Genomic DNA, 15,253 nt, shown 5'->3' with positions numbered 1-15,253 from the left:
CTACCCCTTACTGCGCCTGCACGCGCAACTCTGCTGCGCTACGACTACGGTGACCCAGCAGTGCTTTTACATCACTGGACTTCGGTTTAACCAGCGCGAATTTCGTGGCGAAGGTTGACCAGTTCGCCAGAATCTCTTCACCGCGCTGGGAACCGGTATGCTGCACATGCTCGGTGATAAGACCGCGCAGATGCTCTTCATGGATCGCCAGATCGTCAACGCTTAAGACCTCGACCAGTTCCGGGTTAACGCGTTTGCGGAAATCACCGCTTTCATCGAGAACGTAAGCGAAGCCTCCGGTCATACCCGCGCCGAAATTCACGCCGGTTTTACCCAGAATACAGACAATACCGCCCGTCATATATTCACAGCCATTGTCGCCAATGCCTTCTACCACGGTGATAGCACCGGAGTTCCGCACGCCGAAACGTTCACCCGCGCGGCCTGCGGCATACAGACGACCACCGGTCGCGCCATACAGGCAGGTGTTGCCGATAATACTTGCTTCATGGCTGCGGAAGGCTGAGCCAACCGGAGGGCGAATGGCGATTAAGCCGCCCGCCATGCCTTTACCGACATAGTCGTTGGCATCACCGGTCAGGTACAGTTCCACGCCGCCCGCGTTCCACACACCGAAGCTCTGGCCTGCGGTGCCGTTGAAGTACGCTTTGATCGGATCGGCTGCCAGACCCTGATCGCCGTGCGTCTGGGCGATATAGCCTGAAAGCGATGCGCCGACAGAACGGTCGGTGTTGCGGATATCGAACCAGAAGGTTTTGCTCTGGCGTTCATCAACAAACGGTTTTGCCTGTTGCAGCAACTGCGCGTTCAGCAGGCCGTTATCAAACGGCGGGTTGTTTTCGGTGCAGTAGAGTGCCTTACCTGCATGTGGCTCGGCGGTCTCCAGCAGCTTCGACAGCGCCAGTTTCTGCTGTTTGGCGGTGAAACCGTCCAGCTCTTTCAGCAGGTCGGTGCGACCAATCAGATCCACCAGACGTGTTACGCCCAGCTGTGCCATCAGCTCGCGGGTTTCACGGGCGATAAACTCAAAGTAATTCGTCACTTTGAACGGCAGGCCGTGATAGTGATTCTTACGCAGTTTGTCATCCTGAGTTGCTACACCCGTGGCGCAGTTGTTCAGGTGGCAAATTCGCAGATATTTACAACCGAGCGCGACCATTGGGCCAGTGCCGAAGCCGAAGCTTTCTGCGCCGAGAATCGCCGCTTTGATGATATCAACGCCCGTTTTCAGGCCGCCATCAACCTGCAAACGAATTTTATGACGTAAACCGTTGGCAACCAGCGCCTGTTGGGTTTCCACCAGGCCGAGTTCCCACGGACAGCCTGCGTATTTCACCGATGAAAGCGGACTTGCGCCGGTGCCGCCGTCATAGCCTGCGATGGTGATTAAATCGGCATAAGCTTTTGCCACGCCAGTCGCGATGGTGCCTACGCCCGGTTCGGAAACCAGCTTCACGGAGATCATCGCTTTTGGATTGACCTGCTTGAGGTCGAATATCAGCTGCGCTAAATCCTCGATAGAGTAGATATCGTGGTGCGGCGGCGGGGAGATCAGCGTCACTCCGGGCACCGAATAGCGCAGTTTGGCAATGTAAGGAGTGACTTTATCACCCGGCAATTGACCGCCTTCGCCCGGCTTCGCGCCCTGGGCGACTTTAATCTGAATGACGTCGGCATTGACCAGGTACGCCGGAGTAACACCGAAGCGACCGGACGCCACCTGCTTGATGCGCGACACTTTGTTAGTGCCGTAGCGCGCCGGATCTTCGCCGCCTTCACCGGAGTTCGAGTTACCGCCGATGCTGTTCATCGCTTCCGCCAGCGCCTCGTGGGCTTCCGGGCTTAACGCGCCGATAGACATCGCAGCGGTATCGAAGCGTTTAAACAGTTCGCTTGCCGGTTCAACATCGGCAATGTTGACTGCGTTTTCACCCGGCGTAATTGCCAGCAGATCGCGCAGCGTGGTTGCCGGACGCTCATTAACCAGCTTCGCGTATTCCTGATAGTCGCTATACTCGCCGCTTTGTACCGCCTGCTGCAGTGTGCGCACCACGTCCGGGTTGTAGGCGTGGTATTCGCCGCCGTGCACGTATTTCAGCAGGCCGCCCTGGCTGATGGGCTTGCGCGCCAGCCAGGCACGTTTCGACAGATTCAGCAGATCCTGCTGGAAGTCTTCAAAGCTCGCCCCGCCAATGCGGCTAACAGCGCCCTGGAAGCACAGGCCTACGACATCATCGTGCAGACCGACCGCTTCAAACAGTTTCGAGCAGCGGTAAGAGGCGATGGTGGAGATGCCCATTTTGGACATGATTTTGTACAAGCCTTTGTTGATGCCGTTACGGTAGTTGAGCATCACGGTACGATAATCTTTGGCAATCGCGTGGGTGTCTACCAGGCGGCCCAGCGTTTCATAGGCAAGGTACGGATAAATAGCCGTCGCACCGAAGCCCAGCAACACGGCGAAATGGTGCGGATCGCGGGCGCTGGCGGTTTCGACGATGATGTTGGCATCGCAACGCAAGCTTTGATCGACCAGACGGGTCTGGATCGCGCCAACCGCCATCGGAGCCGGAACCGGCAGGCGATCTTTAGCGATATTCCGGTCGGAGAGCACCAGCAGCACAGTGCCGCTACGTACCATTTTTTCGGCTTTGTCGCACAGCTCTTTGACCGTCGCTTCGAGCGTGGTTTTGGTGACGTCAAAGGTGATATCCAGTGTATCTGCGCGGTAGTGCTCCTCTTTCATCGTCGTGAGCTGTTTGAAATCGGAGTAGAGCAGAATCGGCGATTTAAAACTTAAACGGTGCGCCTGGCCCTCTGCTTCACAGAAGACGTTCATTTCACGCCCGATGCTGGTGGCGAGCGACATAACATGCGCTTCACGCAGTGGGTCGATTGGCGGGTTGGTGACCTGGGCAAATTGCTGGCGGAAGTAATCGTAAATAATGCGCGGCTGACTGGAGAGCACGGCGAATGGGGTGTCGTCGCCCATCGAACCGACCGCTTCCTGACCGTTTTCGCCCAGTACGCGAATTACGGAGTCCAGCTCTTCCGCGCTGTAGTTAAACTGTTTCTGGTAGCTGGCAAGCGTGTCGTCGTCCAGTTCGCGGCTACCCACTTCTTCATCGGGCAGATCTTCAAACGGTACCAGTCGGCGGACGTTTTTCTCCATCCACTCTTTATATGGATGGCGGCTTTTCAGATCGTCATCAGTTTCTGCCGAGTGCAGAATGCGCCCACTGCGGGTGTCGATAACCATCAGTTCGCCTGGCCCCACGCGGCCTTTTTCGACCACTTCGTCAGGCTGATAATCCCAGATACCGACTTCAGAGGCGCAGGTGATGAGCTTATCTTTGGTGATGACGTAGCGCGCCGGACGCAGACCGTTACGGTCGAGGTTACAGGCGGCAAAACGACCATCGGACATCACGATGCCTGCCGGGCCATCCCACGGCTCCATATGCATGGAGTTAAAGTCAAAGAAGGCGCGCAGTTCCGGGTCCATATCCGGGTTGTTCTGCCAGGCAGGTGGCACTAATAGACGCATGGCACGGATGATATCCATCCCGCCTGCCAGCAGGAGTTCCAGCATGTTATCCATGGAACTGGAGTCAGAACCGGTTTCGTTGACGAACGGCGCGGCGTCGTGCAGGTCAGGGATCAGCGGCGTCTGGAATTTATAGGTACGCGCACGCGCCCATTGGCGGTTGCCGGTGATGGTGTTGATTTCACCGTTATGCGCCAGGTAGCGGAACGGCTGCGCCAGCGGCCAGCGCGGTACGGTGTTAGTGGAGAAGCGCTGGTGGAACAGGCAAATGGCCGATTCCAGACGCAGGTCCGCGAGGTCCAGGTAGAAGCGCGGCAGATCCGCCGGCATACACAGACCTTTATAGATGTTCACCAGATTCGACAGGCTACAGACGTAGAAGTCTTTGTCGGCTTCGAGACGCTTTTCAATGCGGCGGCGGGCGATAAACAGACGGCGCTCCATATCGCGCGGACGCCAGCCTGCCGGGGCGTTCACAAAAATTTGCTCAATGCGTGGCAGAGAGGAGAGGGCGATTTCACCCAGCACGCCTTCGTTAGTGGGGACATCACGCCAGCCCACAATCGACAACGTTTCGCGTTGCAGCTCTTCTTCAACGATGCGGCGTGCGGCAGCAGCGAGTTCAGGATCTTTATTCAGGAAGAGCATCCCGACGGCGTAGTTTTTTGCTAAACGCCAGCCGCGCTCCTGCGCAACGATGCGAAAAAAGCGATCCGGTTTTTGTAACAGCAAGCCGCAACCGTCACCGGTTTTACCATCGGCGAGAATCGCGCCACGGTGCTGCATGCGGGCCAGTGCGTGTATTGCAGTACGCACTACCTTGTGGCTAGGTTCGCCTTCTATGTGGGCGATCAGGCCGAAACCACAGTTATCCCTCTCAAGGGATTTATCGTACAACATATCGTGAACCTCCCCCAGGCTCTGCGGGAACCCCACTTCCGAACCGCTGCGCACGGGCACAGAAAGAGCGTGGCGACGGGGGTTGCGTGTCATACGCGCGCCTCGCATTCGCCCCCTTGTTGTCCTTTTCGCATCGGTTAATACGGTGAAGAGGGGATCTCAATTACTGCATAAATATGATGAGCAGGCTGCTCATCCAGAAAGCTTCCAGCGGATTTCCAACTTATCGGGAAAGCTGATACAGGTCAAATGGCAAGCTTATTGGTACAGAAATGTGCTTTAGCGCAAAATTCTTTATTAATTAACTGAAATTAAAATAGATTTTCTATTTAAGGTCAAAAGGGGAGTCGTTAGAGAAACAGCCAATTCCTGACTGTCATAAAGGCGTGTTAACCCTTATCCTGCCTTGAACTGACGAGAAAACCAGCATTTTATACTGCCTTAATTGGTAATGACGTTTCATGCTACTGTTTTTGCCTAAAATCCATAAGGAGATAAAAAAATCTGACTCAAGATAAGCAAAAGTGATTTATGTGATTATGCATGAAATTTCGGTAATTTTGATTGATTATGCAGTTGATAAAAGCAGGCCGGGACGATTGATCCAGGTCATCGCCGAATTGAGCTAAAAATGGCAGGCTTTGGCCTCTTTTCAAGGCGCGGTCTATCAGATTATGCAGTTACAGAAATTAGTCAATATGTTTGGTGGTGATCTCACCCGTCGTTATGGGCAAAAGGTGCATAAGCTGACGCTGCACGGCGGTTTTAGCTGCCCTAACCGTGACGGTACCATCGGGCGTGGTGGCTGCACATTCTGTAATGTTGCCTCGTTTGCCGATGAAGCGCAGCAACATCGTTCCATTGCCGAACAACTGGCGCACCAGGCGAATTTAGTTAACCGCGCTAAACGCTATCTGGCCTACTTTCAGGCGTATACCAGCACCTTTGCGGAAGTTCAGGTGCTGCGTTCTATGTATCAGCAGGCGGTGAGCCAGGCCAATATTGTCGGTTTGTGTGTTGGTACCCGCCCGGACTGCGTGCCGGATGCGGTGTTGGATCTGCTTTGCGAATATAAGGACCAGGGCTACGAAGTGTGGCTGGAGCTGGGGCTACAAACCGCGCACGACAAAACGCTACATCGCATCAATCGCGGTCATGATTTTGCCTGTTATCAGCGCACGACGCAGCTGGCGCGTGAGCGCGGGCTGAAGGTGTGTTCTCACTTAATTGTCGGCCTGCCTGGCGAAGGGCAGGCTGAATGTTTGCAAACGCTGGAGCGAGTGGTTGAAACCGGCGTGGACGGCATAAAGCTGCATCCGCTGCATATAGTAAAAGGCAGCATTATGGCGAAAGCCTGGGAAGCGGGGCGTTTGAATGGTATTGAACTGGAGGATTACACGCTCACTGCCGGAGAAATGATTCGCCATACGCCACCGGAAGTGATCTACCACCGCATTTCCGCCAGCGCCCGTCGCCCGACGTTGCTTGCTCCGCTGTGGTGCGAAAATCGATGGACGGGAATGGTCGAGCTGGATCGCTATCTGAATGAACATGGCGTACAGGGATCGGCGCTGGGACGCCCGTGGCTACCTCCAACGGAGTAGACCATTGAGGGGAATTCCGCATTTCTCACACAATTTATAACGTAACTGTCAGAATTGGGTATTATTGGGGCAGGTTGTCGTGAAGGAATTCCCTAATGAAGCAAATTCGTCTGCTGGCGCAGTATTATGTTGACCTGATGATGAAGTTAGGTCTGGTGCGCTTCTCAATGTTGCTGGCGCTGGCCCTCGTCGTTCTTGCCATTGTGGTACAAATGGCGGTAACCATGGTGCTGCATGGTCAGGTCGAAAGCATTGATGTTATTCGTTCTATCTTCTTTGGTTTGCTGATTACGCCGTGGGCGGTCTACTTTCTATCGGTGGTCGTCGAGCAACTGGAGGAGTCACGGCAACGTCTGTCACGGCTGGTGCAAAAACTGGAGGAGATGCGCGAGCGCGATTTGAGCCTCAACGTTCAGTTAAAAGATAATATTGCCCAGCTAAATCAGGAAATCGCCGTTCGTGAAAAAGCGGAAGCAGAACTGCAGGAAACCTTCGGCCAACTGAAAATTGAAATTAAAGAGCGCGAAGAGACACAAATTCAGCTCGAACAGCAATCCTCATTCTTACGTTCCTTTCTTGATGCTTCACCCGACCTGGTTTTTTATCGTAACGAAGATAAAGAGTTTTCCGGCTGTAACCGCGCGATGGAGCTGCTGACCGGAAAAAGCGAAAAACAACTGGTTCACCTGAAACCTGCTGATGTTTACTCACCGGAAGCCGCCGCAAAAGTCATTGAAACCGATGAAAAAGTGTTCCGTCATAATGTGTCACTGACCTATGAACAGTGGCTGGATTACCCGGACGGGCGCAAAGCCTGTTTTGAAATCCGTAAAGTGCCGTACTACGACCGCGTGGGTAAACGTCACGGTTTGATGGGTTTTGGTCGCGACATTACCGAGCGTAAGCGGTATCAGGATGCGCTTGAACGGGCCAGCCGCGACAAAACGACGTTTATCTCCACCATCAGTCACGAATTGCGTACACCGCTGAATGGTATCGTCGGCCTGAGCCGCATTCTGCTGGATACCGAACTCACCGCCGAGCAGGAAAAATATCTCAAAACCATCCATGTTTCGGCCGTCACGCTCGGGAATATCTTCAACGATATTATCGACATGGATAAGATGGAACGGCGTAAGGTCCAGCTTGATAATCAGCCGGTTGATTTCACCAGCTTCCTTGCCGATCTGGAAAATCTCTCCGCATTGCAGGCGCAACAAAAAGGATTGCGCTTTAATCTGGAGCCTACGCTGCCATTACCGCATCAGGTCATTACCGACGGGACGCGTTTACGGCAGATCCTGTGGAATCTCATCAGTAACGCCGTCAAATTCACCCAGCAAGGCCAGGTTACCGTGCGCGTGCGCTACGATGAAGGCGATATGCTGCATTTTGAAGTGGAAGACTCTGGTATCGGCATTCCGCAGGATGAGCTGGATAAAATCTTTGCCATGTATTACCAGGTGAAAGACAGTCATGGCGGTAAACCTGCCACCGGCACCGGTATTGGTCTGGCCGTTTCTCGTCGTCTGGCGAAAAATATGGGCGGCGATATTACGGTTACCAGCGAACAGGGTAAAGGTTCAACCTTTACGTTGACGATCCACGCACCGTCGGTGGCTGAAGAGGTCGATGATGCGTTTGATGAAGACGATATGCCTTTACCGGCGCTGAATGTGCTGCTGGTGGAAGACATTGAACTGAACGTGATTGTCGCGCGTTCTGTGCTGGAAAAATTAGGTAACAGCGTTGATGTCGCCATGACCGGCAAGGCGGCGCTGGAGATGTTTAAACCGGGCGAATACGACCTGGTATTGCTGGATATTCAGTTGCCAGATATGACCGGGCTGGATATCTCTCGTGAACTGACGAAGCGTTATCCGCGCGAGGATTTACCGCCGCTGGTGGCCTTAACCGCTAACGTGCTGAAAGACAAGCAAGAGTACCTCAATGCTGGAATGGATGATGTGCTGAGTAAGCCGCTTTCTGTTCCGGCGCTAACCGCGATGATCAAGAAATTCTGGGATACCCAGGATGATGAGGAGAGTACGGTGACGACAGAAGAGAACAGTAAATCAGAAGCATTGCTCGATATTCCCATGCTGGAACAGTATCTCGAACTTGTAGGACCGAAGCTGATCACCGACGGGTTAGCGGTGTTTGAGAAGATGATGCCGGGCTATGTCAGCGTGCTGGAGTCGAATCTGACGGCGCAGGATAAAAAAGGCATTGTTGAGGAAGGACATAAAATTAAAGGTGCGGCGGGGTCAGTGGGGTTACGCCATCTGCAACAGCTGGGTCAGCAAATTCAGTCTCCTGACCTTCCCGCCTGGGAAGATAACGTCGGTGAATGGATTGAAGAGATGAAAGAAGAGTGGCGTCACGACGTAGAAGTACTGAAAGCGTGGGTGGCAAAAGCCACTAAAAAATGACCCCGGCTAGACCGGGGTGCGCGAATACTGCGCCAACACCAGGGAAATCTTGGCTGCGCCGTAAATTATTATGATGAGTTACAAGGGCACAGCACTGTTTTTCAGGCCGCACGCAGTTAAGATAGCAAAACTTAAATGATTTGTTACATGAATCAGTTAAATGTGTGATGCGTAGCATTTTTATTAAAAAAATTAATGTGTTTCAGTCAATTGCGAAAGGATGATCACAATGAAGAAAATTGGCGTAATTCTGAGCGGATGCGGCGTCTATGACGGTTCTGAAATTCATGAAGCGGTGTTGACGTTGTTAGCTATTTCACGCAGCGGTGCGCAGGCGGTCTGCTTTGCACCGGATAAGCAGCAGGTTGATGTTATCAACCATTTAACGGGCGAAGCGATGACGGAAACGCGCAATGTGCTGATTGAAGCGGCACGAATAACGCGCGGTGAAATCCGTCCTCTGGCCCAGGCCGATGCCGCTGAACTGGATGCGTTGATTGTGCCGGGGGGTTTTGGCGCGGCGAAGAATTTAAGCAATTTTGCCAGTCTTGGTAGCGAATGCACCGTTGACCGTGAATTAAAGGCGCTGGCACAAGCGATGCATCAGGCCGGAAAACCGCTTGGTTTTATGTGTATTGCCCCGGCGATGCTGCCGAAAATTTTCGATTTCCCGCTGCGTTTGACCATCGGTACTGATATCGATACCGCAGAAGTGCTGGAAGAGATGGGCGCGGAGCATGTGCCGTGTCCTGTCGATGATATCGTGGTTGATGAAGACAATAAGATTGTCACCACCCCGGCATATATGCTGGCGCAGAACATTGCAGAAGCGGCGAGCGGCATTGATAAGCTGGTTTCCCGCGTGCTGGTCCTGGCGGAATGAGTAAAAGCCGCTTAACGGTGTTTAGTTTCATTCGCCGTTTTCTTCTGCGGTTAATGGTTGTCCTCGCCGTTTTCTGGGGTGGGGGCATTGCGTTGTTTAGCGTTGCGCCTGTTCCTTTCTCTGCGGTAATGGTCGAGCGGCAAGTCAGCGCCTGGCTGCATGGCAATTTTCGTTACGTGGCACATTCTGACTGGGTCAACATGGATCAAATCTCGCCGTGGATGGGACTGGCGGTGATTGCCGCAGAAGATCAGAAGTTTCCTGAGCACTGGGGCTTTGATGTCGCTTCCATTGAGCAAGCCCTGGCGCACAACGAACGCAATGAAAACCGTATTCGCGGTGCATCAACGATTTCTCAGCAGACGGCCAAAAATCTCTTTTTATGGGATGGGCGTAGCTGGGTTCGAAAAGGGCTGGAAGCCGGATTAACGCTGGGGATAGAAACGGTCTGGAGCAAAAAGCGTATCCTGACGGTTTACCTGAATATCGCCGAATTTGGCGACGGTGTGTTTGGCGTCGAAGCTGCGGCACAACGTTATTTCCACAAACCCGCGAGCAAGCTTACCCGGTCGGAAGCTGCATTACTGGCAGCTGTATTACCTAATCCACTTCGTTTCAAAGTCTCCGCGCCATCGGGCTACGTGCGTAGCCGTCAGGCGTGGATTTTACGGCAGATGTATCAGTTAGGCGGTGAGTCGTTTATGCAACAACACCAGCTGGATTAAGCTTCGCGCGAAGTGAGGGTCAGCGTTTTGCTTTCACGAGGTTGCAGATCTTTCTGCAGGGCAATAGTCAGCGCCGGTTGGGCGATAAATCGTTTCCATAACCGCTCTTGCTTACGCAGACAACACCACTTCGACCAGGTCGCCAGTGGAATCAATGTGCTTTCACCAATGTTGTCGCAGACGACGGGGATAACCTCTGACTCACTGATGCGGTGACAGAGGATATTCTGCGGCTTCAGCGACATCGTCACGATACGGTTATCCTGCAAATAACGCTTCAGCTGTTTCAGTAGCTGGCGCAGTTGTGCAATGTCTTCTTCGTAACGGCATTGTGCAGCAAATTCGGTCAGCGTAATGGAGGGTTTGCCGTCAAAATCTGCAATCACATCGTAGACATAACCGGTTCCGCAATCCGTCTCAACGGTACCGTGATAGCGCGGTATTCCACTCCAGTCTTTTAACCGGCGACCAAGATGCGCGTAGTACTTTAACTCACGGCGGATCTCTTTATCGCCACCATCGCCACGATGGTAGACAATCTTGATACAGCGTTGGGCATCTTCCGGATGCGCATAACATTTCCGATGTCTTCCGGTGCCCAGGGGACTTTGTTCAGATAAGCGAATCATGCCATCTCCTGGAAATATTTTCTGACGATCTCCAGTATGGTCGATTAACTTAAACGAAACCTAAACAATGCTTCTTAAGGTTTTCTTAATGTTCTTCTGAAAGTGAAAAGCGCACGAAATGTACAAATGACGTTGATTGAGAACGATTTCAGTACGCGCTTTTCTTATTGTCGGGGGAGCTTGAAGGGATTTGAATGTCAAAGTGATGAAGATTAATCTTCATCAAAACCAGAATTAAAGAGGGCGATAACGGCGGCCAGTGCTTCCTCTTCCTGTGGACCGGTCGCTTCAACTTCAATCTGCCGTCCTTTGGCAGAATCCAGCATCAGCAGTGCAATAACGCTGTTGGCTTCGGCCTCGGTACCTTCGTCATTACGTAACAGCACTTCTGCGTCAAAACCTTGCATTAATTCAAACAGCTTCATTGCAGGCCGGGCATGCATGCCCAGCTTGTTTGTGATTTCAACAGTTTGCTTGACGGTCATGGTTTACGTTTTTCCAGCGTACGATGGCGTGACTGGACGTTTTTACCGCGCGAGCGGAAGTAGTCTGCCAGTTGCTCTGCAATATACACCGAACGGTGCTTCCCGCCGGTACAACCAATGGCGACCGTCAAGTAGCTACGGTTGTTGGTTTCCAGCATAGGTAACCATAGCTCAAGATAGCTTCGCGTCTGGTAGATAAAATTGTGTACTTCTGTGTGGCGGTCGAGGAACGCGGCGACAGGTTTATCAAGACCTGTCATTGGACGCAGTTTCGGATCCCAGTGCGGGTTCGGCAAGAAGCGCACGTCAAAGACGTAATCTGCATCGATAGGGATACCGTGTTTGAAGCCGAAAGACTCAAAGACCATGGTCAGTTCGCGTTCACGTTTACCCAGCAGACGGGTACGCAGCATTTCAGCCAGCTCGTGAACGGACATTTCTGAGGTATCGACAATCAGATCCGCTCGCGAACGCAGAGGCTCCAGCAAATCGCTTTCTTTGTCGATAGCACTTTCCAGCGACAGGTTTTTGCTGGAAAGCGGATGCAGTCGGCGCGTGTCACTGTAACGACGAATTAAGGTATTACGGTCGGCATCCAGGAACAGTAGTTGCGGTGAGAAAGCGTCAGGCAGGTTACTCATCGCCTGTTCGAATATTTCTGGTGACTCCGGCATATTACGAACATCAATGCTGACGGCGGCAGAAATCTCGCGATCGGCCAGGGTTCGAGCCAGATCGGGTAACAACACTACGGGAAGGTTATCCACGCAGTAAAAACCCATATCTTCCAGCGCACGCAGGGCGACAGATTTACCTGAACCTGAACGTCCGCTGACGATCATCAGTACCATGTACTGTTTCTCCTCACAACGTCTAAAAGAGACATTACCGAATAACTACGCTTCATCCGGAGTACCTTCGGTATCCGTAATGATTTGATACAGCTCTTCATCGCTCTGGGCTGCGCGTAAACGGCGGCAGATGGTTTTGTCCGCCAGACGTTTCGCCACCAGCGACAGAGTATGCAGGTGCGTTTTAGTTTGGTCTGCCGGCACCAGCAGGGCAAAAAGTAAGTCCACCGGTTGGTTGTCGATGGCATCGAAAGCTATAGGCGTTTCGAGCTGAACGAAAACGCCAACGGCGCGCAGAGTATCTTCTTCCAGTTTGCCATGCGGAATGGCAATACCATTGCCGATACCGGTACTGCCCATTTTTTCCCGCGTCAGGATAGCTTCAAAAACCACCTGAGGCGGCAGACTAAGTTGTTTCGCCGCCAGCTCGCTGATGATTTCCAGGGCGCGTTTTTTGCTCTGACAGTGGACGCGGCTTCGCGTACATTCCCTGTTAAGAACACTGCTAAGCTGTAGAGTTGTATCATTATTTGTCATAATTTCACCTAAGAACCTGCCCACTCAAACAGTGGAACAGGCTCGGAGCATTAACCGTACAAATGGCCCGTTGTGCCGCACAACAGGCCGCCATGCACATGCTAATTGCCCGGACAATTAGTGTTGTTTCAGTTTATCTTTATGTTTGGTCAACTGGCGTGCCAGCTTATCAATTAAGCCATCAATGGCAGCGTACATGTCCTGACCTTCCGCGCTGGCATGAATTTCACCACCGTTTACATGCAGTGTTGCATCTGAGGTGTGGGTGACTTTCTCCACTTTCAGAACAACATAGACCTGGTTGATTCGGTCAAAATATTGCTCAAGTTTGGCAAATTTGGCTGTAACAAATTCGCGCAGTGCCTCGGTGATCTCGACGTTATTTCCGGTAATGTTGAGCTGCATAGTGTCTTCCTTATCGGTTGGGTCAAACGAGCTGTTTACGCTGGTTTGACGGCGGAATGGATAAAGACTCTCGGTACTTCGCAACAGTGCGGCGTGCCACCATGATACCTTGTTCCGACAGCAAAGAGGTTAACTTGCTGTCGCTCAACGGTTTCGCTGGGTTTTCCGCCGCGATTAATTTCTTAACCAGCGCACGAATCGCCGTGGAGGAAGCTTCGCCGCCGCCCTCGGTATTGACGTGACTGGAAAAGAAATACTTCAGTTCAAAAATGCCTCGTGGACTATGCAGGTATTTTTGCGTGGTCACGCGAGATATCGTCGATTCATGCATTTCGACAGCCTGGGCGATATCGGCCAGTACCATCGGTTTCATATATTCTTCGCCTTGCTCAAAGAAGGCTTGCTGCTGTTCAACGATACAGCGACTCACGCGCAGTAGCGTATCGTTACGGCTTTCCAGACTCTTGATCAACCATTTGGCATCCTGCAGATTGCTGCGGATAAACTGGCTGTCACCATCGTTGCGCGCGTTATTGCACATCGAGGCGTAGTGCTGGTTGATTTGCAGACGCGGAATGCTGTCACTGTTGAGTTCTACCGTCCAGTGACCGTTATGCTTACGCACCAGCACATCTGGAATGACATACTCAGGTTCGCCCGTCTGGATCGACTGCCCGGGGCGCGGATCGAGCGACTGGATCAGATTGACGGCTTCTTTCAGCACATCTTCTTTCAGACGCGTGACGCGCATTAAAGTGCGGAAGTCGTGATTGGCTAACAGATCGAGATGATCGCTAATGATCAGTCTGGCCTCTTCCAGCCATGGCGTGGTTTTATCGAATTGGGAGAGTTGGATCAGCAGACAGTCACGCAGATCTTTTGCTGCCACACCGACCGGATCAAACCGTTGGATCCGCTTAAGGACGGCTTCAACTTCGTCGATGTCAATCTCTTCATCGCCCATACTTTCGAGAATATCTTCCAGTGGGACAGTCAGATAACCGGTGTCATCAACGGCATCGACGATAGAGGTAGCAATAGCGCGGTCAGTGTCAGAAAACGGTGTCAACTCGACCTGCCACATCAGGTAATCCTGCAAGGTCTGCGTCGTTTCGCCCTGATAGACCGGCAGCTCGTCGTCAATGTAGTCACCGCTGGTGCCGGATGGTGTACCAGCGGTGTAAATGGTGTCCCAACTGGCATCGAGCGGCAGCTCTTCCGGCATCTCTTTTTGTTCGAGCGCGTCGGCGGTGTCCAGCGTTTCACTGTCTTGCGTTTCGCGGGTGTCGATTTCTTCATGAGTGTCGATTTGCTCAAGCAGCGGATTACTCTCCAGCGCCTGCTGTAGCTCCTGCTGAAGTTCCAGCGTCGACAACTGCAACAGACGAATTGCCTGTTGGAGCTGTGGCGTCATCGCCAGTTGTTGGCTAAGCCTGAGTTGCAAACCTTGCTTCATGTTCAGAATCGTACTCTCCTGCTAAAACGTCGCAAACTTCTACCCTATCAGAGTCTGAAGTCTTCCCCAAGGTATACACGCTTAACGTGTTCGTCTTGTAAGATTTCTGTAGGCGTGCCGTGGGCGATCAAATGCCCCTGACTGACGATATAAGCGCGTTCACAAACCGCCAGTGTTTCACGCACGTTGTGGTCAGTGATCAGTACGCCCAGGCCGCTGTCGCGCAGGTGCTCAATGATGCGTTTAATGTCGATAACCGAGATCGGGTCAACCCCGGCAAACGGTTCGTCGAGCAGAATAAATTTCGGATTCGCAGCCAGTGCGCGGGCAATTTCTACACGGCGACGTTCACCCCCGGAGAGTGACTGCCCCATGCTGTCACGCAAGTGTTCAATGTGAAACTCTTCCATCAGCTCGTTCGCGCGGTCTTCACGTTGTTCAGCAGACAAGTCGTCACGAATTTGCAGTACCGCCATCAGGTTATCGTAAACGCTGAGGCGACGGAAAATGGAGGCTTCCTGCGGCAGATAGCCGATACCGCGGCGCGCGCGTGCATGCAGAGGCAGCAGACTGATATCGTCATCATCAATAATGATGTTGCCCGCATCGCGCGGCACAATGCCTACAACCATGTAGAAAGTGGTGGTCTTACCGGCACCGTTTGGCCCCAGCAGACCGACAATTTCCCCGGAGTTGACGGTCAGGCTGACGTCTTCTACCACGCGACGGCCTTTATAGGCTTTTGCAAGGTTCTTTGCAGTTAATGTTGCCATAACGA

At 52.6% G+C, this 15,253-nt stretch carries 12 protein-coding genes; 4 read left to right on the top strand and 8 right to left on the bottom strand.

All coding sequences use genetic code 11. From position 1 onward, the window contains the following. Nucleotides 1-7: 7 nt before the first annotated feature. Nucleotides 8-4,468, bottom strand: a complete 4,461-nt coding sequence (gene gltB, locus ACJHYD_RS10810) for a glutamate synthase large subunit (protein WP_000965039.1) — start codon at nt 4,466-4,468, stop codon at nt 8-10. 674 nt (nt 4,469-5,142) lie between these two features. Between gltB and ACJHYD_RS10805 the strand changes: the two genes are divergently transcribed. The 4 genes from ACJHYD_RS10805 to mtgA all read left to right on the top strand — a co-directional run bounded on the left by ACJHYD_RS10805 (nt 5,143) and on the right by mtgA (nt 10,112). Continuing rightward, nucleotides 5,143-6,072: a TIGR01212 family radical SAM protein gene (locus ACJHYD_RS10805; RefSeq protein WP_001306030.1), complete on the top strand. Its 930-nt coding sequence runs from the start codon at nt 5,143-5,145 to the stop codon at nt 6,070-6,072. A 95-nt stretch (nt 6,073-6,167) separates the two neighbouring features. Continuing rightward, nucleotides 6,168-8,504, top strand: coding sequence for an aerobic respiration two-component sensor histidine kinase ArcB (arcB, locus tag ACJHYD_RS10800; RefSeq protein ID WP_000809774.1), 2,337 nt, complete (start codon nt 6,168-6,170; stop codon nt 8,502-8,504). Between the two features lie 229 nt (nt 8,505-8,733). Beyond that, a complete protein-coding gene (gene elbB, locus ACJHYD_RS10795; RefSeq protein ID WP_001300411.1) occupies nt 8,734-9,387 on the top strand; it encodes an isoprenoid biosynthesis glyoxalase ElbB in 654 nt (217 codons plus the stop codon). Beyond that, nucleotides 9,384-10,112: a monofunctional biosynthetic peptidoglycan transglycosylase gene (gene mtgA / locus ACJHYD_RS10790; protein ID WP_000047064.1), complete on the top strand. Its 729-nt coding sequence runs from the start codon at nt 9,384-9,386 to the stop codon at nt 10,110-10,112. The genes elbB and mtgA overlap by 4 nt, the downstream gene beginning before the upstream one ends. On the opposite strand, the gene yrbL is transcribed toward mtgA, so the two are convergent. The 7 genes from yrbL to lptB form a co-directional block, all read right to left on the bottom strand. Then, a complete protein-coding gene (yrbL, locus tag ACJHYD_RS10785; protein WP_000620396.1) occupies nt 10,109-10,741 on the bottom strand; it encodes a PhoP regulatory network protein YrbL in 633 nt (210 codons plus the stop codon). The genes mtgA and yrbL overlap by 4 nt on opposite strands. A gap of 212 nt (nt 10,742-10,953) precedes the next feature. Next, nucleotides 10,954-11,226, bottom strand: coding sequence for a PTS phosphocarrier protein NPr (gene npr / locus ACJHYD_RS10780; RefSeq protein ID WP_000216791.1), 273 nt, complete (start codon nt 11,224-11,226; stop codon nt 10,954-10,956). Continuing rightward, a complete protein-coding gene (rapZ, locus tag ACJHYD_RS10775) occupies nt 11,223-12,077 on the bottom strand; it encodes an RNase adapter RapZ (RefSeq protein WP_000243741.1) in 855 nt (284 codons plus the stop codon). Before rapZ ends, npr begins: the two co-directional genes overlap by 4 nt. A gap of 45 nt (nt 12,078-12,122) precedes the next feature. Next, nucleotides 12,123-12,614, bottom strand: coding sequence for a PTS IIA-like nitrogen regulatory protein PtsN (ptsN, locus tag ACJHYD_RS10770; protein WP_000183676.1), 492 nt, complete (start codon nt 12,612-12,614; stop codon nt 12,123-12,125). Nucleotides 12,615-12,731: 117 nt separating this feature from the next. Continuing rightward, the gene (gene hpf, locus ACJHYD_RS10765; protein ID WP_001176599.1) at nt 12,732-13,019 is read right to left on the bottom strand and encodes a ribosome hibernation promoting factor; all 288 of its coding nucleotides are present in this window, start codon (nt 13,017-13,019) and stop codon (nt 12,732-12,734) included. A gap of 22 nt (nt 13,020-13,041) precedes the next feature. Further along, entirely contained in the window at nt 13,042-14,475 is a 1,434-nt protein-coding gene (gene rpoN, locus ACJHYD_RS10760) for an RNA polymerase factor sigma-54 (protein ID WP_000809051.1), read from the bottom strand. Nucleotides 14,476-14,522: 47 nt separating this feature from the next. Continuing rightward, the gene (lptB, locus tag ACJHYD_RS10755) at nt 14,523-15,248 is read right to left on the bottom strand and encodes an LPS export ABC transporter ATP-binding protein (protein ID WP_000224099.1); all 726 of its coding nucleotides are present in this window, start codon (nt 15,246-15,248) and stop codon (nt 14,523-14,525) included. Nucleotides 15,249-15,253 lie beyond the last annotated feature (5 nt).

The sequence above is a fragment of the Escherichia sp. WS1368 genome, from assembly GCF_046487485.1.
GTDB classification, from domain to species: domain Bacteria; phylum Pseudomonadota; class Gammaproteobacteria; order Enterobacterales; family Enterobacteriaceae; genus Escherichia; species Escherichia coli.
This window is presented reverse-complemented; position numbering and strand designations above follow the sequence as displayed.

Bases quoted from the DNA above. Each gene is read 5' to 3' on its own strand.
- gltB (WP_000965039.1), bottom strand. From the start codon at position 4,468: ATGTTGTACGATAAATCCCTTGAGAGGGATAACTGTGGTTTCGGCCTG.
- ACJHYD_RS10805 (WP_001306030.1), top strand. From the start codon at position 5,143: ATGCAGTTACAGAAATTAGTCAATATGTTTGGTGGTGATCTCACCCGT.
- arcB (WP_000809774.1), top strand. From the start codon at position 6,168: ATGAAGCAAATTCGTCTGCTGGCGCAGTATTATGTTGACCTGATGATG.
- elbB (WP_001300411.1), top strand. From the start codon at position 8,734: ATGAAGAAAATTGGCGTAATTCTGAGCGGATGCGGCGTCTATGACGGT.
- mtgA (WP_000047064.1), top strand. From the start codon at position 9,384: ATGAGTAAAAGCCGCTTAACGGTGTTTAGTTTCATTCGCCGTTTTCTT.
- yrbL (WP_000620396.1), bottom strand. From the start codon at position 10,741: ATGATTCGCTTATCTGAACAAAGTCCCCTGGGCACCGGAAGACATCGG.
- npr (WP_000216791.1), bottom strand. From the start codon at position 11,226: ATGACCGTCAAGCAAACTGTTGAAATCACAAACAAGCTGGGCATGCAT.
- rapZ (WP_000243741.1), bottom strand. From the start codon at position 12,077: ATGGTACTGATGATCGTCAGCGGACGTTCAGGTTCAGGTAAATCTGTC.
- ptsN (WP_000183676.1), bottom strand. From the start codon at position 12,614: ATGACAAATAATGATACAACTCTACAGCTTAGCAGTGTTCTTAACAGG.
- hpf (WP_001176599.1), bottom strand. From the start codon at position 13,019: ATGCAGCTCAACATTACCGGAAATAACGTCGAGATCACCGAGGCACTG.
- rpoN (WP_000809051.1), bottom strand. From the start codon at position 14,475: ATGAAGCAAGGTTTGCAACTCAGGCTTAGCCAACAACTGGCGATGACG.
- lptB (WP_000224099.1), bottom strand. From the start codon at position 15,248: ATGGCAACATTAACTGCAAAGAACCTTGCAAAAGCCTATAAAGGCCGT.